Origin of the sequence: Streptomyces sp. CAI-85 (genome assembly GCF_013363615.1) — a bacterium.
In the GTDB taxonomy this organism is placed as follows: Bacteria; Actinomycetota; Actinomycetes; order Streptomycetales; family Streptomycetaceae; genus Streptomyces; species Streptomyces antibioticus_B.
This window is the reverse complement of sequence record NZ_JAANNX010000077.1, coordinates 1-21259: the sequence shown is the minus strand read 5'-3', so window position 1 is coordinate 21259 and position 21259 is coordinate 1. Positions and strand designations below refer to the sequence as shown.

Here is a 21259-nt window from a genome sequence, read left to right as displayed (position 1 = left end):
CCGGGCACGGCGTGAAGATGTCCCTGGACGACTTCGGCACCGGCTACTCCTCCCTGGTGCACCTGCGCCGGCTGCCCGTGAGCGAACTGAAGATCGACCGCTCCTTCGTGGCCCGGCTGGCCGTCGACACCGAGGACGCGGAGATCGTGCGCTGCACGGTCGACCTGGCCCACTCCCTCGGCCTGCTGGTCGTCGCGGAGGGCGTCGAGGACGACGAGACCTGGGAACGCCTGCGCGACCTGGGCTGCGACGCGGTCCAGGGCTGGCTGGTCGCCGCCGCGATGCCCCCCGACGAGACGACGGCCTGGCTCCGCGCCCGCGGCTCCCGAGGCTGGCAACGCCCGGCCGCGGCCCTCCCGGCAGCCGCCACGGACGACTGACGGCACGGCCCGCGTCGCCCCACCCGGTCTCACCCGTTCGGCCCAGACGCCGCCCTCCGGGCTGCCTGGCGGGACCTCTCGGCGTCTCACGGCGGCAAACCGTTTCACGGGCACCAGGCGCCGCCCCCTAGGATTGGGCTCACATCACATCTCACTCACCCCAGAGGAACGCTGCATGCCTGGCATCACGCGCGAGGAGGTCGCCCACCTCGCCCGGCTGGCGCGTCTGGAGCTGAAGCCCGAAGAGCTCGACCACTTCGCGGGCCAGCTCGACGACATCATCGGCGCGGTCGCCCGCGTCAGCGAGGTCGCCGACCAAGACGTACCGCCGACCTCGCACCCGCTCCCGCTGACCAACGTCATGCGGGCGGACGAGGTCCGTCCGTCGCTCACCCCCGAGCAGGCGCTCTCCGGCGCCCCGGCCCAGGAGCAGCAGCGTTTCAAGGTGCCGCAGATCCTGGGGGAGGACTAATCACCATGACGGACACCCACGTCAACATCATCAGGCTCACCGCCGCCGAGACCGCCGAGAAGATCGCCTCCGGCGAGCTGACGGCCGTCCAGGTCACCGAGGCGCACCTCGCCCGGATCGAGGCCGTCGACGAGAAGGTGCACGCCTTCCTGCACGTCGACCGCGAGGGCGCCCTCGCGCAGGCCCGCGCCGTCGACGCCAAGCGGGAGCGCGGCGAGAAGCTCGGCCCGCTCGCCGGCGTCCCCCTCGCGCTCAAGGACATCTTCACCACCGAGGGCGTGCCCACGACCGTCGGCTCGAAGATCCTTGAGGGCTGGATCCCGCCGTACGACGCGACGCTCACCAAGCGGCTCAAGGCCGCCGACGTCGTGATCCTCGGCAAGACCAACATGGACGAGTTCGCCATGGGGTCGTCGACGGAGAACAGCGCCTACGGCCCGACCGGCAACCCCTGGGACCTGACGAAGATCCCCGGCGGTTCCGGCGGCGGCTCCTCCGCCGCGCTCGCCTCCTTCCAGGCCCCGCTGGCCATCGGCACCGACACCGGCGGTTCCATCCGCCAGCCGGCCGCCGTCACCGGCACGGTCGGCGTCAAGCCGACGTACGGCGCGGTCTCCCGGTACGGCATGGTCGCGTTCTCCTCCTCCCTGGACCAGGGCGGCCCCTGCGCCCGCACGGTGCTCGACGCCGCGCTGCTGCACGAGGTCATCGCCGGCCACGACCCGCTCGACTCGACGTCGATCGACGCCCCGGTCCCGCCGGTCGTCGAGGCCGCCCGCAACGGCAGCGTGCGGGGCATGCGCGTCGGCGTGGTCAAGCAGTTCCGCGGCGAGGGCTACCAGGCCGGTGTCATCCAGCGGTTCGACGAGTCCGTCGCGCTGCTCAAGGACCTGGGCGCCGAGATCGTCGAGCTGGACTGCCCGTCGTTCGACCTGGCCCTGTCGGCGTACTACCTGATCGCGCCGTCCGAGTGCTCCTCCAACCTCGCCCGCTTCGACGGCCTGCGCTACGGCGTCCGCAAGGGCGACGACGGCACGCACTCGGCCGAGGAGGTCACCTCCCTCACCCGTGAGGCGGGCTTCGGCCCCGAGGTCAAGCGCCGCATCATGCTGGGCACCTACGCCCTGTCCAGCGGCTACTACGACGCCTACTACGGCTCCGCCCAGAAGGTCCGCACGCTCATCACGCGGGACTTCGAGAAGGCGTTCGAGCAGGTCGACGTGATCGTCTCGCCGACGACCCCGACCACCGCCTTCGCGATCGGCGAGCGCGCCGACGACCCGATGGCGATGTACCTGGCCGACCTGTGCACCATCCCCACCAACCTGGCGGGCAACGCGGCCATGTCGCTGCCCTGCGGTCTGGCTCCCGAGGACAACCTCCCCGTCGGCCTCCAGATCATCGCCCCGGCGCTGAAGGACGACCGCCTCTACAAGGTCGGCGCCGCCGTCGAGGCCGCCTTCGTGGAAAGGTGGGGTCACCCGCTCCTGGAGGAGGCTCCGTCGCTGTGAGTGCACTGAACAAGGCCAAGGGCTTCAAGAAGTCCAAGTCCGGTACGTACCTGTCCATCGCCGGGACCGCGTTCGGCGCGATCGGTGTCGCCAAGCGGCTGCGCAAGGCCCGCGCCGAGAAGGACACCCTGGTCCTGATCGACGCCACGGTGTCCGCCGTCGCCATCGTCACCGGACTCGCCATCCTGTACCGCGAGCTGAAGCGGCTGGGCGACGACGACGTCCTGCTGGGCTGAGAGGGAAGTTTCACCGTGACCACCACGACCGACCTGGTGTCGTACGAGGACGCGCTGGCGTCGTACGACCCCGTCATGGGCCTCGAGGTCCATGTCGAACTCGGCACCAAGACCAAGATGTTCTGCGGCTGTTCGACCGAACTCGGCCAGGACGCCAACACGCAGACCTGCCCCACCTGCCTCGGCCTGCCCGGCGCGCTCCCGGTCGTCAACGCGATCGGCATCGAGTCTGCGATCAAGATCGGTCTCGCGCTGAACTGCGAGATCGCCGAGTGGTGCCGCTTCGCCCGGAAGAACTACTTCTATCCGGACATGCCGAAGAACTTCCAGACCTCCCAGTACGACGAGCCGATCGCCTTCGACGGCTACCTCGACGTGCAGTTGGAGGACGGCGAGACCTTCCGCGTGGAGATCGAGCGCGCCCACATGGAGGAGGACACCGGCAAGTCGACGCACGTCGGCGGTGCCACCGGCCGTATCCACGGCGCCTCGCACTCGCTGCTCGACTACAACCGCGCCGGCATCCCGCTCATCGAGATCGTCACCAAGCCGATCGTGGGCGCCGGCGAGCGCGCCCCCGAGGTCGCCAAGGCGTACGTCCGTGAGCTGCGCGAGGTCATCAAGGCGCTCGGCGTCTCCGAGGCCCGCATGGAGATGGGCCAGATGCGCTGCGACGTGAACCTGTCGCTGCGCCCCAACGGCACCGAGAAGTTCGGCACCCGTTCGGAGACGAAGAACGTCAACTCGCTGCGGTCCGTGGAGCGCGCGGCCCGTTTCGAGATCCAGCGGCACGCGGCCGTGCTCTCCTCGGGCGGCACGATCGTCCAGGAGACCCGCCACTTCCACGAGGACACCGGGTCCACGACCTCGGGCCGCGTGAAGGAGGAGGCCGAGGACTACCGGTACTTCCCGGAGCCCGACCTGGTCCCGGTCGCCCCCTCGCGCGCGTGGGTCGAGGAGATCCGCGCCGGACTGCCCGAACTGCCGCTGGCCCGCCGCAACCGGCTCCTCGCCGAGTGGGGCGTCTCCGCCACCGACATGCAGGCGATCCTCAACGCCGGCGCCCTGGACCTGATCGTCGCCACCATCGACGCCGGTGCCGACGCGGCCTCCGCCCGCAAGTGGTGGATGGGCGAACTGGCCCGCAGCGCCAACGAGTCGGGCACCTCGCTCGACGAACTGGCGATCACCCCGGAGCAGGTCGCCCGGGTCACCGAGCTGGTGAGCAAGGGCGACCTCAACGACAAGCTGGCCCGCCAGGTCATCGAGGGCGTCCTCGCGGGTGAGGGCACGCCGGACGAGGTCGTCGACAAGCGCGGCCTCAAGGTCGTCTCCGACGACTCGGCGCTCGGCACCGCGGTCGACGAGGCCATCGCCGGCAACCCGGGCGTCGCCGACAAGATCCGCGGCGGCAAGGTCGCCGCGGCCGGCGCACTGGTCGGCGCCGTGATGAAGGCCACGCGCGGCCAGGCCGACGCGGCCCGCGTCAAGGAACTGATCCTGGAGAAGCTCGGGGTCAGCGAGGGCTGACCTCGGCGATCGTCACGGGAGGGGGTGCGTCCGGTTCGGGCGCACCCCCTCTCGGCCGTTCCGGCGGAGGCGCTACGCTCGCCCACGATGAGTGCACGAACCGACTCGGAATCCCAGGGCGCCCACGGCTCGCAGGGTTCCCCGGACTCCCCGGACTCCCAGGGCGCCCCGGGTGAGATAGCCGGCGACGACGAGGAGTACGGCCCCGACGACGCCCGCCGCGCCCGCTGTACCGCGACCGGCACCGGCGCCCTGCTCACCCTCGCCGGACTCGCGGCCGCCCTGCTGCGGCTCACCGGCCCCGCCCCGGCCCTCGTGCCGGTCGCCTACGCCCTCGGCGCGGTCGTCTGCGCCCTCGCGGCGTTCCTCGGCGCCCGCGGCCGCACCCGGCGCGCCCTGTGGCTGCTCATCGCCGGCGTGATGGTGATGGCCCTCGGCGACCAGGTGGACTGACCCGCCGGCCCTTTCCCTCCGCTTCCCTCCGCGCACCGCCGCGAACTGTGAAAAGGCACACGAACGGTACAAACGATCTCTCCCGCCTGTAAGAGTGGCCCCACATCGCTCATACGTTCTTTGCGGGCTGTTTCCCGGTCAAAGATCCACAATTCCCCCCGGGAGCACGTCTGTGGCAGCCCTCGCTCGATGGTGTGTAGGCAACCGCCTGATCGTGGTCGTGCTCTGGCTGGTCGCCCTCCTGGGCACCGCCACCGCCGCCGTCGCGGCCGGCTCCGCGTACTCCAACGACTACGAGGTCCCCGGCACCGAGTCCGGCCGCGCCACCCACCTGCTCACCGAGGGCTTCCCCGGACTCGGCGGCGACAGCGACACCGTCGTCTGGCACACCGCCTCCGGCACCGTCCGCGCCGCCGCCGTCGAACAGACCATGACCCGCACCCTCGACCGGATCGCGGAACTGCCCGGCGTGGCCGCCGTCACCGGCCCCTACGACGACGGGGGCGCCGCCCGGATCAGCGCGGACGGACACACCGCCTACGCCACCGTCACCTTCGAGGACCGCGCCGAGGACATCGACCGCGGCGAGGCGCAGAAGGTGGTCGACACCGCCAAGGCCGCCGAGTCCGACGACCTCCAGGTGGAGCTGGGCGGCAGCGCGATCGCCCTCACCGAGTCCTCCGGCGGCCATCTCGCCGAGATCGTCGGCGTGGCCGTCGCCGCCGTCGTGCTCTTCCTCGCCTTCGGCTCCCTCGCCGCCTCGCTGCTGCCCATCGCCACCGCCCTGGTCGGCGTCGGCACCGCCTACGCCGGGATCGTGCTGCTCGGGCACGCCATGACCGTCGCCGACTTCGCGCCGATGCTCGGCATGCTCGTCGGCCTCGGCGTCGGCATCGACTACGCGCTGTTCATCGTCACCCGGCACCGGCGCGGTCTGAAACGCGGGCTCACCGTCACCGAGGCCGCCGAGAACGCCGTGGCGACCACCGGACGCGCGGTCGTCTTCGCGGGAGCCACCGTCTGCATCGCCCTGCTCGGCATGCTGATCCTGCGCCTGAACTTCCTCAACGGCGTCGCGATCGCCGCGTCCCTGACCGTCGTCCTCACGGTCGCCGCGTCCGTGACCCTGCTGCCCGCCCTGCTGTCGTACATCGGCCCACGCGCCCTCAGCCGCCGCGAACGGCGCCGGCTCGCCGAGCACGGGCCGCAGCCGGAACTGCCGACCGGGCTCGCCGCCCGCTGGTCGGCGTTCGTCGAGCGCCACCCCAAGCTGCTCGGCACGATCGCCCTCGTGGTGATCGCCGTCCTCGCCCTGCCCACGTTCTCCCTCCGCCTCGGCACCTCCGACCAGGGCAACGGCCCGCAGTCCAGCACCACACGCCAGGCGTACGACCTCCTGGCCGGGGACACCTCAGGCGACGGGGGCGGCGACGGCGGTAGCGGCAGCGGGAGCGGTTTCGGGCCGGGGCTCAACGGGCCGCTCACCCTGGTGACCCGGGTCGTCGGCGCCGAGGACCGGCTCGCCCTTGACCGCCTCGACACCACCCTGCGCGCCACCGAGGGCGTCGCCTCCGTCACCCCGGTGACCTTCGACTCCGCCGGACGCACCGCCTACCTCACCGTCGTACCGGAGTCCGCCCCGCAGTCCCGCGACACCAGCGAACTCGTCGACCGGCTGCGCCACGAGGTGCTGCCCCGCGCCGAGGCCGGCACCTCGCTCGACGTCCAGGTCGGCGGCGTGACGGCCGGCTACGACGACTTCGCCGAGGTCATCGTCGGCAAACTGCCGCTCTTCGTCGGTGTCGTCATCGGCCTCGGCTGTCTGCTGCTCCTGCTCGCCTTCCGGTCCGTCGGCATCCCGCTCAAGGCCGCCGTGATGAACGTGGCCGCCGTCGCCGCCGCCTTCGGGGTCGTCGTCGCGATCTTCCAGTGGGGCTGGGGCAGCGAACTGCTGGGGCTCGGCCGGGCCGGGCCGATCGAACCCTTCCTTCCCGTGATCATGGTGTCGGTGCTCTTCGGCCTCTCCATGGACTACCAGGTCTTCCTGGTCAGCCGGATGTACGAGGAGTGGCTGGAGACCGGCGACAACCGGCGGGCCGTACGGGTCGGGCTCGCCGAGACCAGCCGGGTGATCAACTCCGCCGCCGTCATCATGATCTCGGTGTTCCTCGCCTTCGTCCTCAGCGGCGACCGGGTGATCGCCATGTTCGGCATCGCGCTCGCCGCCGCCGTCGCCCTGGACGCCTTCGTGCTGCGCACGCTGCTGGTACCGGCCCTGATGCATCTGCTCGGCGGCGCCAACTGGTGGCTGCCGGCCTGGCTGGAGCGGCGCCTGCCCCGCATCAGCATCGAGCCGCCCGAGTGCCGCGCCGCCCATGAGAGGCTCACCGAGGTCATGGCGGAGCTGGAGAAGGAGCGGGAACCGGATGTACGCGATATCGCTGGGTGACGACGGAGCCGAACTGCGGCCCCTGGAGCCGTGGAACGCCGAGGAGTTCCTCGCCCACCTGGAGCGCGGCCGCGACTTCATCAACGAGTTCATCCCGTTCGGCTCGCAGGCCACCGACCCGGACGGCGCCCGCGAGGTGCTCCAGCGGTACGCCGACATGCGCGCCGCCGACACCGGGTCGCTGCACGGCATCTGGTCCGAGGGGCGGCTCGTCGGCGGGGTGCTCTTCCTGAACTTCGACGCCGAGCAGGGCAACTGCGAGGTCGGCTGCTGGCTGGAGCCCGCAGGCACCGGGCGCGGCCTGGTCACCCGGGCCATGCGGGTGCTGATCGACTTCGCCGTCGAGCGGCGGGGTATCCACCGCCTGGAGTGGGTCGCCTCGGCGGGCAACACCAACAGCCTGAACGTCGCCCGGCGGCTCGGCTTCACCCGCGACGGTGTGCGCCGGGAGGCGTACCCCTATCGTGGGGTCCGGCACGACCTCGAGGTGTGGTCCGTGCTCGCCCAGGAGTGGCGCACCGCACGCGCGCGTGCCGCTCACAACGATCATTAAGGGACCTCTCAGAGAGCGTCCGTACGGTGCGGGGTTATGGGAACCAAGACTGTTGACGAGACCGGCGCCGAGCCCGGCACCGAGGCCACTGAGGTCACCGAGGCCGCCGAGGCCACTGAGGTCGCGAATGACGACCGGGCGGTGGACATGACGAAGACCGACGCCGTTGACGAAACGGCCGCCGAGGACACCGAGGCCGGCGAGGACGGCGCCGACACGGACGCCGACGACACGGACGCCGCCGTCGGGGACGTCCCGGCCGGCCCGACCGGCGTCGGCCAGGGCGCGGGCGCCGTGGTCTCCGCCGCGCTCGGCCTCGTGTCGCTCACGGGGAGCTGGATCGGCACGGTCGCGGGCGCCCGCCAGACCCTGGTCGGCCAGCTCAAGTCGTCCTCCGGGTCCGCGAGCGTCGCGGAGCAGATCCAGGCCGTCTACGGCGACGCCTGGCAGACCACCGCGCTGTGGGGCGGCCTGTTCGCGCTGGCCGCGCTGGTCACCGGTGTCGTCGTGCTGGCCCGCCCCGCCTTCGGCAGCCCGGCCCGGCCGCAGGCCCCCTGGATCAAGTCCGTGTCCTGGGCGGGCATCGCGCTCGGCGTCATCGGCCTGCTCCTGGCCGTCCTGAAGTACACCGACGCGCTGCTCGGCCTGCCCTCCGCGGGCTGATCCACGAGCCGTTTTTTGTGAGGGGTCTTAGGGAGCCCGGCCGGACCTTACGGCCGCCCTAAGACCCCTCAGGCGTGTCTAAGGCACCGCCCGCCCCCGGAAGATGCGGCACTCTCCCGATGTGGCGGACCCCTCTGGCGGACGAAGGTGGAGTCATCGCAGCGAGCGCTGCGGGAACCACCGAGCGTCAGGGGACGACACCATGTACGAGTACGAGCTGCACCAGATCCGCTCCGCCGAACTGCTGCGCCGCGCCGCCGACGAGCGCCTGGCCCGCGAGGCCGTCCGCGGCCGCCGCGCCGCCCGCCGCGAGGCCGCGGAGCGCGCGGCCCACGACCGCACCACCACGAACCCCGAGTCCGAACCCCATACCCACCGCCCGCGCCGCCCCCGCTTCCCGCGCGCGGCGTGAACACGGAGGCGGGGGAGCGGGACGGCATGACGGCCGACCACTCCTCCCGGGCGACGAACCCCGCCGGCCCGACGACGGCGCCCGGCACCGGCCGGGAGACAGCCCCGACGGCCGGCTCCCGGAAGGCGGCGACCCCTGCCGGTCCGCGGTCGGTGGGGACAGCGGGCGCCGCCGGTTCGGCGGTGGTGCCCACCGCACGGCGTCGGACCGGAACAACCGCTGGTCCGCCGGTGGCGGTCACCGCCGGCCCGGGTGCAGCGGCGGTCGCCGGGCCGATGGCGGCGGCGACCGCACGGACGCCGACGGCGACCCCCGCCGGGGTGTCGGCGCCGATGTCCGCCGGGGCACAGGAGGGCGGCCGTACGGGGGTCGGCCGCCCTTCGGTGACGACGGGCGGCGGACGCGCGCTGATCGCTGCTCCGACGGCGGGCCCGGTGATATCCACTGGGCCCTCGCCCGTCGCGCGTGCGATGCTCGCGTCCGTGGATACCAGGTCCGTCAGCCCCGTCTTCGTCGGGCGTGCCGATGAGTTGGGCGCTCTGGACGACGCGCTCGCCCGTGCCGGCGCCGGGGAGCCGCAGGCGTTGCTCATCGGAGGTGAGGCCGGGGTCGGCAAGACCCGCCTCGTCGAGGAGTTCGCCTCCGCCGCGAGCGCCCGGGGCGCGGCCGTCGCGCTCGGCGGCTGTGTCGAGATCGGCGCCGACGGGCTGCCGTTCGCCCCCTTCTCCACCGCCCTGCGCGCCCTGCGCCGCGCCCTGCCCGCCGAACTGGCCGCCGCCGCTGCCGGACAGGAGGGCGAACTCGCCCGGCTGCTGCCCGAGTTGGGCGAACCCGGCACCGGACGTCACGACGAGGAGGGCATGGCCCGCCTCTTCGAACTCACCGCCCGGCTCCTGGAGCGCGTCGCCGCCGACCGCACGGTCGTCCTCGCCCTGGAGGACCTGCACTGGGCCGACGCCTCCACCCGCCACCTCCTCTCCTACCTGCTGCGCACCTTGCGCACCGGCCGGCTCGTCGTCCTCGCCACCTACCGCGCCGACGACATCCACCGCCGTCACCCGCTGCGCCCCCTGCTCGCCGAACTCGACCGGCTGCGCACCGTACGGCGCCTCGAACTCGCCCGTCTCACCCGCGAGGAGGTCGCCCGCCAGATCGCCGGCATCCTCGCCCAGGAACCCGACCCCGCCCAGGTCGACGCCATCTTCCGGCGCTCCGACGGCAACGCCTTCTTCGTCGAGGAACTCGCCGTCGCCGGGAACCAGGGCTGCTGCGCCGGGCTCACCGACTCGCTGCGCGATCTGCTGCTGGTGCGGGTGGAGGCCCTGCCCGAGGCCGGGCAGCAGATGGCCCGGATCGTCGCCGAGGGCGGCTCCACCGTCGAGTACCGGCTGCTGGCCGCCGTCGCCGGGCTCGCCGAGGACGACCTGATCGCGGCGCTGCGGGCGGCCGTGAACGCCAACCTGCTGCTCGCCACCCCCGACGGCGACGGCTACCGCTTCCGGCACTCGCTGGTCCGCGAGGCCGTCAGCGACGACCTGCTGCCCGGCGAACGCTCCCGTCTCAACCGCCGTTACGCCGAAGCCCTGGAGGCCGACCCGACGCTCGTCCCCGCCGACGAACGCGTGATGCGGCTGGCCGGCTACTGGTGCCACGCCCACGACCCGGCCAAGGCGCTGCCCGCCGCCCTGGACGCCTCCGTCGCCGCCCGCTCCCGCCGCGCCTACAGCGAGCAACTGCACTTCCTGGAACGGGCGATGGAGCTGTGGGAGAGCGCGCCCGACGAGGTCCGCGCCCGGCTGCGGCCCGCCGACTACACCGAGGCGTACCCCGCCCCGCGGCCCGAAGCCCCGCTGCGCTACCTCGACCTCATGGCCGAGGCCGCCGTCGCGGGCCGCTACTGCGGCGAACGCGAACGCGCCCTGAAGATCACCAAGCGGGCGCTGCGCCTTCTCGCGGACGACGACGACCCGCTGCGCTCCGCCTGGTTCTGGATGCAGCGCTCCCGCCTGGTGCGCGCCCTGGGCCGCGGCAGCGGACGCGAGGAACTGGCCGAGGCACAGGAGCTGGTGCGCGGACTGCCGCCCGGCGAGGTGCACGCCGAGGTCCTCACGCACGCCGCCAACTGGTCCATGCTCCACGCCCCCGGCCCCGGCGCCTTCGAGGCCGCCGAGCGGGCCGTCGCGTACGCCAGGATGGTGGGCGCCCGCGACACCGAACTCGACGCCCGCCAGATCCTCGGGGTCCTCATGGTCGCCTCCGGAGACACCGAGGCCGGCCTCGCCGAGCTGGCCGAGGTGAAGGACCGGGCGCTCGCCGAGGACATCCCCATGGTCGCGGTGAACGCCTACGTGAACCTCCCCTCCGAACTGGAGGCCGTCGGCCGCTCCCGCGAGGCCATGGCCGTCCTCGAACGCGGCGTCGCCTTCGCCGGCCGCCACGGACTGCCCGACAGCCAGGCGTGGATCTGGGGCAACCTCGCCGAGTCCCTGCTCTCGGTGGGCCGTTGGGACGACGCCGCCCGCGCCTTCGTCGACCCCGGGCGGATGGGACTCGCCGTCGGCGCGCGGGGAGTGCACGCCATCCTGCGCGCGGAACTCGCCGTCGCACGCGGCGAATTCGCCGAGGCTCATGAACAACTGGCCGTGGCCCGCGACTGTTTCGGCTCCCACCACCACACCGCACAGCACCATCTCCCCCTCGCCCGTCACTCCATCGCCCTCGCGATCGCCGAGGGCCGCCCCGAAGAGGCCGCGGATCTCCTCGAACGCGCCCTGGACACCGGCTTCCAGCCCGGCGCGCAGCGCTATGTCTGGCCGCTCCTGATCACCGCGGTCCCGGCCGCGACCACCGGGGACCTCCTCGCCCGGATCCGCGCCGCGAGCGGCAGGCTGCCCACGGGCGCCGCCGTCTGGCAGGCCCACGCGCTCTGGCTGCGCGCCGAACTCCTGCGCGCCGAGGGCCACCCCGCCCTGGAGGAGTGGACCGGGACGGTCACCGCCTTCGAACGCCTGGAACGCCCCTACGACCTGGCCCGCACCCGCCACCGCCTGGCCGAGGCCCTGCTCACCGGCGGCACGGACGACGACGGCGACCGCGAGAACGACCGCGACCGCGCCGCCGAACTGCTCCGCCTCGCCCACGCCGTCGCCACCCACCTCGGCGCCCGGCCGTTCGCCGACGCGGTCGACCTGCTGGCCCGGCGCGCCCGGCTGGCCGTCGTCCCGGCCCTGCCGCAGTGCACCGCCGACCCCGTCGAGGCGCTCGGCCTCACCAGCCGGGAGCACGACGTCCTACGGCTGGTCGCGGCCGGCCGCACCAACCGGCAGATCGCCGAACGGCTCTTCATCTCCCCCAAGACGGCCAGCGTGCACGTCTCGAACATCCTGGCCAAGCTGGGGGTGTCGGGCCGCGGCGAGGCGGCGGCGGTGGCCCACCGGGTGGGACTGTCCCCGACGGAGGAGCAGACGGGGACGGAGGGCCGGGCACTCACCTGAGCGAGCTGCGGGACGCGCCCCCCCGGGTCAGCTCACCTTCAGCTCCAGGATCCGGTCGTCCCCCTCCTTCGGTGCGCCGCGGCCGTCGGTGTTGCTGGTGGTGACCCAGAGCCGGTCGCCGCCCGCCGCGACCACCGTGCGCAGCCGGCCGTACTTCTCGTCCAGGAAGGACTGCGGGTCCGCCGACGCCTCGGTGCCCTTGAGGGGGATGCGCCACAGACGCTGGCCGCGCAGCCCCACCATCCATATCGAGCCCTCGGCGTAGGCGATCCCGCTGGGGGAGGCCACGTCGGTGTGCCACTGCGCCAGCGGACTGCGGTACCGGGAGTCGTCGGACTCGCCCTCGACCTCCGGCCAGCCGTAGTTCGCGCCGGGCTCGATCGCGTTCAGCTCGTCCCAGGTGTCCTGGCCGAACTCGGCCGCGAACAGCCGCTGTTTCGCGTCCCAGGCCAGACCCTGCACATTGCGGTGGCCGTACGAGTACACGGGGGAGTCGGGGAAGGGGTTGCCGGGGGCCGGCTCGCCCTCGGGGGTGAGCCGCAGGATCTTGCCGCCCAGGGACTCCTTGTCCTGGGACAGTCCCGTGTCACCGCTCTCGCCCGTGCCCGCGTACAGCATGCCGTCGGGCCCGAAGGCGATCCGGCCGCCGTTGTGGATCATGCCCTTGGGGATGCCCTTGAAGACGGTGTCCGGGGCGCCGAGCTGATCGCCGGGGGAGCGCTTGGGGTCGTAGATCATGCGGACGACACGATTGTCCGAGGCCGAGGTGAAGTACGCGTAGACCATGTGATCGGAGGCGTAGTCCGGCGAGAGGGCGATGCCCAGCAGACCGCCCTCCCCGGCCGCCGAGACCCCGGGAACCTCGCCCAGCTCGGTCTTCTTCCCCGACTCCTCGTCGACCAGCGTGATCGTGCCCTCGTCACGGGAGGCGACCAGCAGCCCGCCCTCGGGAAGCACCGCCACACCCCACGGACTGTCCAGCCCCTCGGCGACGGTCCGCACCACCTCGACGCTGCCCTTCGCGGGCGGAGTGGCCTCCCCGACCGGCGACGAAGACCCCCGCACGGCCGACCCGCTCGGACTCCCCGACGCCCCCTCACCCCCGGAGGAGCAGCCGGCGCCGAACACCAGAGCACCCACGGCCAACGCGGCCGGCACAGCAGTACGACGCACGATTCCCGCTCCCTCCACCACAACGATCCCCGAAAACCCCTTCCCCCTGTCCTACGCCGCAGCCACCCCACAGGTTCCCGACAACCGCCACGACGGGCAGCCTGATGCCTGAGGCGACGAGCGAGGCGAGGTACCGCGACTCAAGGTCAAGGGATTCACCTCTCCAGGCAAAGACCACTGAAGCCACCGGCTTGCCGCCGTTTAAGCAAAACCTTAACCTCGTGATGCTGGTGTCGAGGGGAGCCGTTTTGAGCTGGGCGATCAAGGTCTCCGATGAGTACGCGGAGTGGTTCAGGCGGCTGATCAAGGAGGACCTCGGTTCCGCCTCCCAGGTCGCCCAAGCCGTCGCGGCTCTGCGTGAAGCAGGCCCCACCCTGGGGCGTCCCCTTGTGGACCGGCTGAAGGCATCGGAACTGCATCACCTCAAGGAACTGAGGCCGGGGTCAGGCGGACGGTCCGAGATCCGGATCATCTTCGCCTTTGATCCGACTCGTTCAGCCCTGCTGCTTCTCGGGGGAGACAAGGCGGGAAACTGGGAGCGCTGGTACCGAGACAACATTCCTCTCGCTGAACAGCTCTACCGCGACTACACCAGTGACACTGAGGACTGAGGAGTGGACATGCCCAAGAAGACCCCGCAGGACTGGGAGACCCTGGAGCAGGAGCTGCACTCGGCCGGTGTGGATCCCGCTGAAGTGGAGGCCGGTGCACGTCGGCTGCTGGCGGAAGCCCGCGGTCATCAACTCGCCGAGGCGCGCAAGCAGTACGGGCTGGCACAGAGGGACGTTGCTGCCCGTATGGGTGTGAGCATCGCTCGCGTGTCCCAGATCGAACACGGCGAAGTCGCCACTCTCGATGTGATCGCACGTTATGTCGAAGCGCTCGGTGGCAGGTTGGACCTCGTTGCCGACTTCGGTGACCACACACTGCGGATGCCGGCAAGCGGCGATCAGGGCAGCGCGGCGGCGTAGTCGGACACCGAACAATCGAATACCGCTTCACGTTGACCGCTGGGATCCGGCTCTACCAGGGGTCGACTTATTCGTGACGCGACTCCGTAACTCACTCCTGGAAGTCGCTGTATCGGTTCTGGCGTTGGTCTACGGCCACGCCCACGCTGCCGTCTCCGGCCGCTACTGCCGAGCCTTCTGCCTGAGGCTTCTGTGGGGCGGCGGGCTTTTGCTCACGGGTGGTTTCGTCTGTGGGATCTTTCGGGCTTCTCTTGCCTTCGGTCGCCACGGGTTGCCTCCGTTACTCGTCCCGACTTTTCAGTCTGCCCGAGAAGCGCATGGACGGCTTGGCGAATACCTAGGGCCGGACTCCCCGCACGCCACCATTGGGGCCACGGCCTCATGTACGACTCGACACCCGCTTCAGAAAAGCGGTTCTCAGTCCCAGGACCCCCGCGCCCCCGGTAGCCCCGCCACCTCCGCCAGATCCTCCGGCGTCAGCCGTATCCCCGGCGCCCCCGCGTTCTCCGTCACCCACCGCTCCCGCTTGGCGCCCGGTATCGGGACCACGTGGGGGCCCTGGGACAGGACCCAGGACAGGGCCACCTGCGCGGCCGTGACGTCGTCGCCGTGGCGGGCGGCCACGCGGCGGAGGCCGGCGACGATCGGCTGGTTCGCGGCCATCATGTCCGCGGTGAAGCGGGGGTGGCGGGCGCGCATGTCGTCCGGTTCGAAGCCCTCGCCGGGGGTGAGGGTGCCGGTCAGGAAGCCGTTGCCGAGGGGCATCGCCGCCAGGAAGCCGACGCCGCGCGCGGCGCACCACGGCAGCAGGGTGTCCAGGGCCTCCGGCGACCACACGGAGAGTTCGGCCTCCACCGCGCTGACCGGGAACACCTGTTGCACACGCCGCAGTTGGCGGATCGTTCCGTCGTACAGGCGGCCGCCGGAGCGCCGGGCGCCGCGCGCGCCGACCGCGCACAGTCCCAACGCCCGTACCTTGCCCGCCTGTACGAGGTCCGCCATCGCGCCCCAGGTCTCCTCCACCGGGACCTCGGGGTCGGCGCGGTGGAGCTGGTAGAGGTCGATGACGTCGGTCTGGAGGCGGCGCAGCGAGGCGTCGCACGCTCTTCTCACGTAGCCGGGGCGGCCGTTGGCCACGATGTGCTGTTCGCCCACCAGCAGGCCGACCTTGGTGGAGACGAAGGCTTCCGCGCGGCGTTCCTTCAACACCCGCCCCACCAGCAGCTCGTTGGTGAACGGGCCGTACATGTCGGCGGTGTCCAGGAGGGTGCAGCCGAGGTCGAGCGCCCGGTGCACCGCCCGGAGCGATTCGTCACCGCGCTGCCGGGAGCCGCTGTACCCCCAGCTCATCGGCATGCATCCGAGTCCGACGGCCCCTGTCGCAAGCGCCCCCGCGCCGATCGTCCTGCGCTCCACCTGCCGTGACCCTCCTTCTCCCGGCCCCCAACCTAACCTCTGGGCACACGGGTGCCTGACATAGCCTCCTGACATGAGCATCGACGCACCCCGTGACGTATGGCTGCCCATCCCGCCCGACGAGATCGACGGACTCCCGGCGGGGCTCGACTACCTGTTCTGGGACGGGGGCGAGGAGGGCGAACAGACGTACCCCGGGGACCCGGCGCGGTGCGTCTTCTACGTGGTGCCCTACATGAAGCGGCAGCAGGTGAAGGTCGGCCCGCTGCGGGAGATGCGCAACGTACAGGTCGTGCAGACGCTCACCGCCGGCGTCGACGACATCACCGCACGCCTGTCGGACCTGCCGCCCGGCGTCCGGCTCTGCAACGCGCGCGGGGTGCACGAGGCGAGCACCGCCGAACTGGCCCTCGCCCTGACCCTGGCCGCGCTGCGCGGCATCCCCGGGTTCGTGCGCGCCCAGGACCGGCAGGAATGGCGCGGCGGCTTTCACCAGGCGCTCGCCGACAAGAACGTCCTCATCGTCGGGTACGGGGCGATCGGCGCCGCCGTCGAGGACCGGCTCGTTCCCTTCGAGGTCGCGCGGGTGGCGCGCGTCGCGCGCTCCCAGCGCACGACGGCGCGCGGTCTGGTGCATCCCTTCACCGAACTGCCCGCCCTGCTCCCCGAGGCGGACGTCGTCGTCCTCACCACGCCCCTCACCGACACCACCCGCGGCATGGTCGACGGCCCGTTCCTCGCCCGGATGAAGGACGGCGCCCTGCTGGTCAACGTCGCCCGCGGCCCCGTCGTCGACACGAAGGCCCTGCTCACCGAGGTGGAGAGCGGCCGTCTCACCGCCGCCCTCGACGTCACCGACCCCGAACCCCTGCCCCAGGGGCACCCGTTGTGGCAGGCGCCCGGCGTGCTGATCAGCCCGCACGTCGGCGGCCCCACGTCCGCCTTCCTGCCCCGTGCCAAGCGTCTGCTGGTGGACCAACTCGGTCGCCATCTGAACCACGAGCCCCTGCGGCACGTGATCCTGACGACGGGTACGGCAGACGTGTAGTCCGCTTCCGGCACCCTCCGCAGTTCCCCGGACGCGGTCCGTACCCGCCCCGCCGATGATCGTCACGGAGCGTAGAGAACCTATGTCCCTGAGTGACGAGACTGGTGTATCGTCCCGACTGGGGCTGCGCCGCGACCTTTCGGCGCCTGGGACGGACATTTCAGACTTGCGAGGGGGGCGACGGGCGATGCACAGCCTATGGACGAACGATCCGACGCGGCGGAACCGCCGGCGGCGGCCCTGGCGCACGGCCACGCGCGGGCGCGGCCAGGACATCCATCACCACCCGCACCCGCACGACCATCAGCACACGCACCCGCACCATCATCACCACACGCACCCGCGCCGGCGCCCGACCGGCAGCGGACCGCGACGAGTTGCGGCGCCGGCGCACCGGGACCTGTGGGACCCGGGAGCGGCGCGGAGCGGGAGGATCCGGTGAGTTCGCCGACGACGTCCACCCCCGTGCTCGACGGAGTCGACACGGCGCCGCGGACACCCGCCCCGGTGACGGCCCCTCAGGCCGGACCGCCGTCCGCCGGCGTCAAGCCGAACCTCGTCCACCAACTGGTGCTGGCCCTGCTCTGCGGGGGCTACGGCCTCGGCTCCGCGCTCGGCTGGGGCTCCGACCAACTCGCCCTCATCATGGGCGATTTCGGACTGACCGCCGCCGCCGGCACCGCCGCCGTGTCCTGCTTCCTCTACGCGCGCACCCGCCGGGTCCGTTTTCGACCCGCCTGGCTGCTGTTCTCGCTCTCCTCGGCGATGGCCGCCCTCGGCAATCTGGTCTGGGGGTGGTACGAGGTCGTCCTGAACCGCCCCGTGCCCAGCCCCAGCTACGCCGACCTGTTCTTCCTGTGCTTCGCGCCGCCCGCGATCGTCGGGCTGCTGGTGCTGGCCGCCCGGCCCGTCACCAAGGCGGGCTGGATCTGTCTGGCGCTCGACGCCTGGCTGATCGCCGGCTCGCTGCTCACCCTCTCCTGGAGCCTCGCCCTCGCGCAGGCCGCCAAGTTCGACGGCCCCTCCGTCGCGCACGCCGCGCTGTCGCTGGCCTATCCGCTGCTCGACATCGCCCTGGTGAGCATGGTGCTGGTGCTGCACTTCCGGCGCTCCGCGGTCAACCGCACCGCCGTCAACACGGCCGTCGGCGCGCTCGCCCTCACCGTGATGTGCGACGCGCTGTTCACCTCGCCCCTCATGCACCACAGCTACCGCTCGGGCCAACTCCTCGACGCCGGCTGGTTCGCGGGCTCCCTGCTCCTCGCGTACGCCCCCTGGGCCGCCTCCCGGCAGCACCGGCCGGGCGCCGACGAGGGGCACACGCGTGTGGTGCGCGAACACCTGCCCGGCGCCCGCCCCGGCGGCCATCAGCACCACCACGCCCCCGCGCAGGCCGGTGACCACGGCCGGTATCCGGTCACCCGGCCCATCACCGGCTCGCTGGCCGCCCTCACGCCCTACCTCGCCGCCGCCGTCTGCACCCTGGGGATCCTCTACAACGTCCTCAACGGCCGCAGCGTCGACCGCGTGGTCCTGCTGACCGGCGGCGCGGTCGTGCTCGCCCTCGTGGTGCGCCAGGGCATCATGCTGCTCGACAACATCACCCTCACCCAGGAACTGGCCCACAAGGAGAACCACTTCCGCTCCCTGGTGCAGGGCTCCAGCGACGTCATCATGATCGCCGCCCCCAGCGGCATCCTGCGCTACGTCTCCCCGGCCGCCGCCGGTGTCTACGGCCGCCCCGCCGAGGCCCTGGTCGGGACCGAACTGGCCGATCTCATCCACCCGGAGGACCTGGGCTGCGTGGTGCACGAGGTGCGCCGCTTCCTCGCCGCCAACCCCCAGGACGAACCCACCACGCGCATCGAGTGCCGGTTCCGCTCCGGGGGCGGGGGAGGCTGGCTCAACGTCGAGTCCACCGTCAACCGCCACCACGGCGGCCTGATCTTCAACAGCCGGGACGTCACCGAACGCGTACGCCTCCAGGCGCAGCTCCAGCACAACGCCGAGCACGACCCGCTCACCGACCTGCCCAACCGCGCCCTGTTCACCCGGCGCGTCCAGCAGGCCCTGTCCGGGCGGCGCAGCTCCGACCGGGGCGCCGCCCTGCGCAACACCGCCGTTCTCTTCATCGACCTCGACGGCTTCAAGGCGGTCAACGACACCATCGGCCACCAGGCCGGGGACGAACTCCTCGTCCAGGCCGGCCGCCGGCTCCAGGACGCGGTCCGCAAGTCCGACACCGCCTCCCGGCTCGGCGGCGACGAGTTCGCGGCCCTGATCGTCGGCGACACCACCCGCGACCGTCCCGCCCGCGAGCGGCACATCCTGGAACTCGCCGACCGTCTCCGGCTCACCCTCTCGCAGCCCTACGTGATCGATGGCAACGACGTCAGAGTCGCCGCGTCCATCGGCGTCGCCTTCGCCGAACCCGGCCTCGGCGCCGGTGAGCTGCTGCGCAACGCCGATCTCGCGATGTACCGCGCCAAGGCGGGCGGCAAGGGCCGCGTCGAGCTGTACAAGCCGCAGATGCAGCAGGACGTCGTACGCAAGGCGGAGCTGGCCACCCGGCTGCGGGCCGCGCTGCACGACGGCGAGTTCGCGCTGCTGCACCAGCCGGTGGTGCGGCTCGAGGACGGCCGGATCTCGTCGGTCGCCGCGCACGCGCGCTGGCGGTCCTCGCAGGGGGTGCTGTTCACGCCCGCCGAGTTCCTGCGGGTCGCCGACGAGGGCGACCGCACCGCCGAGCTGAGCCGCTGGGTGCTGGAGGAGGCGGTCGCCCAGGCCGCCGACCGGGCGGCGGGCGGCCGCAGCGTCCCGGTGACCGTGCGGATGGACGCGCGGCGGCTCGTGGACCGGTCGATGCCGCCCGGCGCGGTCGAGGCGCTGCTGACCCGGCACGGGCTGCCGTCCGGGGCGCTGATGATCGAGCTGGCGGACCTCGACCCCAAGGTGCCGCTGGACGAGCTGGAGCGCCGTCTGGGCGCCCTGCGGCGGCACGGCGTCCGGATCGTCCTCGACGGCTTCGGCACCGGCTACGGCGCGCTCACGGCCCTGCGCAGACTCCCCGTGGACGTCCTCAGACTGGACCGCGGCCTGGTCGAGGGCGTCGTCGAGTCCGCCCGGCTGCACAAGATCACCAGTGGGCTGCTGAGGATCGCCTGCGACCTCGGGCTGCACTCCGTGGCCGAGGGCGTGGACCTGCCCGAACAGGTCGTCGCCCTGCGCGCGATGGGCTGCACGCACGGCCAGGGCATGGCGTTCTCCGGCCCGCTCGACGAGTACCGGCTGCGCCGCGCGCTCGCCACCGGCCGCTATCCCGTGCCGCACGGCCCCGCGGAACCCGCGTTCGCGGGCGGCGGCACCGGGGTGTACACCGGTAGTGGGGTGACCGCCGTCCTGGGGAGCGGAAGTGTCCTTCGCTCACATAATGAGACTCCTGTCCCACCCACTTGACAGTCGGTGCGCGCCAGGGGGAGGGTCAATGCCATGCGCACCCGAATTCTCGTACTTGGAAAGCGCGTCGGCTGAAGCTGGTGACGTCCGGTCGGACCCGGAATCCCAGCGACCCACACCCGGCGCGCTCCCCTCGCTTGCCTTCTGGCACGAGGGGTTTTTTGTTGCACAAAACCCGCAAGAACCCGCAGTAGAACCCTCAGCATCGAGAAGAGAATGCCGATGACCGAGCAGGCCACCGGGGCTCATCCGCAGCCGCGGCCCCGATCCGGAGCACACTCCGCCCCCGTCGAGCACGTCACGGGCGCGCAGTCCCTCATCCGCTCCCTCGAGGAGGTCGGCGCCGACACGGTATTCGGCATTCCCGGCGGTACGATCCTGCCCGCCTACGACCCGATGATGGACTCCACCCGCGTCCATCACGTCCTGGTCCGCCACGAGCAGGGCGCCGGCCACGCGGCCACCGGCTACGCGCAGGCCACCGGCAAGGTCGGCGTCTGCATGGCCACCTCGGGCCCCGGCGCGACCAACCTGGTCACCCCGATCGCGGACGCCCACATGGACTCGGTGCCGCTCGTCGCGATCACCGGCCAGGTCGCGTCCAAGGCGATCGGCACGGACGCCTTCCAGGAGGCGGACATCGTCGGCATCACCATGCCGATCACCAAGCACAGCTTCCTGGTCACCAAGGCCGAGGACATCCCGCGGACCATCGCGCAGGCGTTCCACATCGCCTCCACCGGCCGCCCCGGCCCGGTCCTGGTCGACATCCCCAAGGACATCCTCCAGACGAAGACGACGTTCTCCTGGCCGCCGGTCATGGACCTGCCCGGCTACCGCCCGGTGACCAAGCCGCACGCCAAGCAGATCCGCGAGGCCGCCAAGCTGATCACGGCCGCCAAGCGGCCCGTGCTGTACGTCGGCGGCGGTGTCCTCAAAGCCGGCGCCACCGCCGAGCTGAAGGTCCTCGCCGAGCTGACCGGCGCGCCCGTCACCACCACGCTGATGGCGCTGGGCGCCTTCCCCGACAGCCACCCGCAGC

General features: G+C 72.1%; 18 protein-coding genes. 16 read left to right on the top strand and 2 right to left on the bottom strand.

Annotation, left to right across the window (positions count from 1 at the left end; all coding sequences use genetic code 11):
* From G6W55_RS33910 to G6W55_RS33860, 11 genes are all read left to right on the top strand, one after another.
* On the top strand, nucleotides 1-380 hold a 380-nt coding region (locus G6W55_RS33910), incomplete at its 5' end, for an EAL domain-containing protein (protein WP_175524508.1).
* Between the two features lie 175 nt (nucleotides 381-555).
* Entirely contained in the window at nucleotides 556-852 is a 297-nt protein-coding gene (gatC, locus tag G6W55_RS33905) for an Asp-tRNA(Asn)/Glu-tRNA(Gln) amidotransferase subunit GatC (protein ID WP_018531282.1), read from the top strand.
* Nucleotides 853-857: 5 nt separating this feature from the next.
* Complete coding sequence (gene gatA / locus G6W55_RS33900; RefSeq protein ID WP_085213500.1) at nucleotides 858-2363, top strand: Asp-tRNA(Asn)/Glu-tRNA(Gln) amidotransferase subunit GatA; 1506 nt, start codon at nucleotides 858-860, stop codon at nucleotides 2361-2363.
* Entirely contained in the window at nucleotides 2360-2599 is a 240-nt protein-coding gene (locus G6W55_RS33895) for a hypothetical protein (protein WP_030793684.1), read from the top strand. Before gatA ends, G6W55_RS33895 begins: the two co-directional genes overlap by 4 nt.
* Before the next feature lie 15 nt (nucleotides 2600-2614).
* The gene (gatB, locus tag G6W55_RS33890) at nucleotides 2615-4129 is read left to right on the top strand and encodes an Asp-tRNA(Asn)/Glu-tRNA(Gln) amidotransferase subunit GatB (protein WP_030793687.1); all 1515 of its coding nucleotides are present in this window, start codon (nucleotides 2615-2617) and stop codon (nucleotides 4127-4129) included.
* Nucleotides 4130-4216: 87 nt separating this feature from the next.
* Nucleotides 4217-4582, top strand: a complete 366-nt coding sequence (locus G6W55_RS33885; RefSeq protein WP_217687722.1) for a hypothetical protein — start codon at nucleotides 4217-4219, stop codon at nucleotides 4580-4582.
* Nucleotides 4583-4754: 172 nt separating this feature from the next.
* Nucleotides 4755-7031 carry an MMPL family transporter gene (locus G6W55_RS33880; RefSeq protein WP_175524507.1) on the top strand — a complete coding sequence of 759 codons (2277 nt, stop codon included), beginning with the start codon at nucleotides 4755-4757 and terminating at the stop codon, nucleotides 7029-7031.
* Nucleotides 7009-7584, top strand: a complete 576-nt coding sequence (locus tag G6W55_RS33875; RefSeq protein WP_175524506.1) for a GNAT family N-acetyltransferase — start codon at nucleotides 7009-7011, stop codon at nucleotides 7582-7584. The genes G6W55_RS33880 and G6W55_RS33875 overlap by 23 nt, the downstream gene beginning before the upstream one ends.
* Before the next feature lie 36 nt (nucleotides 7585-7620).
* Nucleotides 7621-8247: a hypothetical protein gene (locus tag G6W55_RS33870; RefSeq protein ID WP_175524505.1), complete on the top strand. Its 627-nt coding sequence runs from the start codon at nucleotides 7621-7623 to the stop codon at nucleotides 8245-8247.
* Nucleotides 8248-8449: 202 nt separating this feature from the next.
* Nucleotides 8450-8659: a hypothetical protein gene (locus tag G6W55_RS33865; protein ID WP_078634915.1), complete on the top strand. Its 210-nt coding sequence runs from the start codon at nucleotides 8450-8452 to the stop codon at nucleotides 8657-8659.
* Between the two features lie 470 nt (nucleotides 8660-9129).
* Nucleotides 9130-12153: a helix-turn-helix transcriptional regulator gene (locus G6W55_RS33860; protein ID WP_175524510.1), complete on the top strand. Its 3024-nt coding sequence runs from the start codon at nucleotides 9130-9132 to the stop codon at nucleotides 12151-12153.
* A 27-nt stretch (nucleotides 12154-12180) separates the two neighbouring features.
* Here G6W55_RS33860 and G6W55_RS33855 read toward each other — a convergent pair whose 3' ends face one another.
* Complete coding sequence (locus G6W55_RS33855) at nucleotides 12181-13326, bottom strand: sorbosone dehydrogenase family protein (protein WP_175524504.1); 1146 nt, start codon at nucleotides 13324-13326, stop codon at nucleotides 12181-12183.
* 224 nt (nucleotides 13327-13550) lie between these two features.
* Here G6W55_RS33855 and G6W55_RS33850 point away from each other — a divergent pair, with 224 nt between their 5' ends.
* Both G6W55_RS33850 and G6W55_RS33845 read left to right on the top strand, forming a co-directional pair.
* Nucleotides 13551-13937, top strand: a complete 387-nt coding sequence (locus G6W55_RS33850; RefSeq protein ID WP_175524509.1) for a type II toxin-antitoxin system RelE/ParE family toxin — start codon at nucleotides 13551-13553, stop codon at nucleotides 13935-13937.
* A gap of 9 nt (nucleotides 13938-13946) precedes the next feature.
* The gene (locus G6W55_RS33845; RefSeq protein WP_175524503.1) at nucleotides 13947-14297 is read left to right on the top strand and encodes a helix-turn-helix transcriptional regulator; all 351 of its coding nucleotides are present in this window, start codon (nucleotides 13947-13949) and stop codon (nucleotides 14295-14297) included.
* 417 nt (nucleotides 14298-14714) lie between these two features.
* Here the strand turns inward: G6W55_RS33845 and G6W55_RS33840 are convergent, their stop codons facing one another.
* Entirely contained in the window at nucleotides 14715-15713 is a 999-nt protein-coding gene (locus G6W55_RS33840; RefSeq protein WP_175524502.1) for an aldo/keto reductase, read from the bottom strand.
* 73 nt (nucleotides 15714-15786) lie between these two features.
* Between G6W55_RS33840 and G6W55_RS33835 the strand changes: the two genes are divergently transcribed.
* From G6W55_RS33835 to G6W55_RS33825, 3 genes are all read left to right on the top strand, one after another.
* A complete protein-coding gene (locus G6W55_RS33835; RefSeq protein WP_175524501.1) occupies nucleotides 15787-16761 on the top strand; it encodes a 2-hydroxyacid dehydrogenase in 975 nt (324 codons plus the stop codon).
* Nucleotides 16762-17199: 438 nt separating this feature from the next.
* Nucleotides 17200-20217, top strand: a complete 3018-nt coding sequence (locus G6W55_RS33830) for an EAL domain-containing protein (protein WP_175524500.1) — start codon at nucleotides 17200-17202, stop codon at nucleotides 20215-20217.
* Between the two features lie 222 nt (nucleotides 20218-20439).
* Nucleotides 20440-21259: thiamine pyrophosphate-binding protein (locus tag G6W55_RS33825; protein ID WP_254876547.1), on the top strand; the 820-nt coding region annotated here is incomplete at its 3' end.

Coding starts and splice junctions, on each gene's coding strand:
- gatC (WP_018531282.1), top strand. CDS start 556: ATGCCTGGCATCACGCGCGAGGAGGTCGCCCACCTCGCCCGGCTGGCG.
- gatA (WP_085213500.1), top strand. CDS start 858: ATGACGGACACCCACGTCAACATCATCAGGCTCACCGCCGCCGAGACC.
- G6W55_RS33885 (WP_217687722.1), top strand. CDS start 4,217: ATGAGTGCACGAACCGACTCGGAATCCCAGGGCGCCCACGGCTCGCAG.
- G6W55_RS33875 (WP_175524506.1), top strand. CDS start 7,009: ATGTACGCGATATCGCTGGGTGACGACGGAGCCGAACTGCGGCCCCTG.
- G6W55_RS33870 (WP_175524505.1), top strand. CDS start 7,621: ATGGGAACCAAGACTGTTGACGAGACCGGCGCCGAGCCCGGCACCGAG.
- G6W55_RS33865 (WP_078634915.1), top strand. CDS start 8,450: ATGTACGAGTACGAGCTGCACCAGATCCGCTCCGCCGAACTGCTGCGC.
- G6W55_RS33860 (WP_175524510.1), top strand. CDS start 9,130: ATGCTCGCGTCCGTGGATACCAGGTCCGTCAGCCCCGTCTTCGTCGGG.
- G6W55_RS33850 (WP_175524509.1), top strand. CDS start 13,551: ATGCTGGTGTCGAGGGGAGCCGTTTTGAGCTGGGCGATCAAGGTCTCC.
- G6W55_RS33845 (WP_175524503.1), top strand. CDS start 13,947: ATGCCCAAGAAGACCCCGCAGGACTGGGAGACCCTGGAGCAGGAGCTG.
- G6W55_RS33835 (WP_175524501.1), top strand. CDS start 15,787: ATGAGCATCGACGCACCCCGTGACGTATGGCTGCCCATCCCGCCCGAC.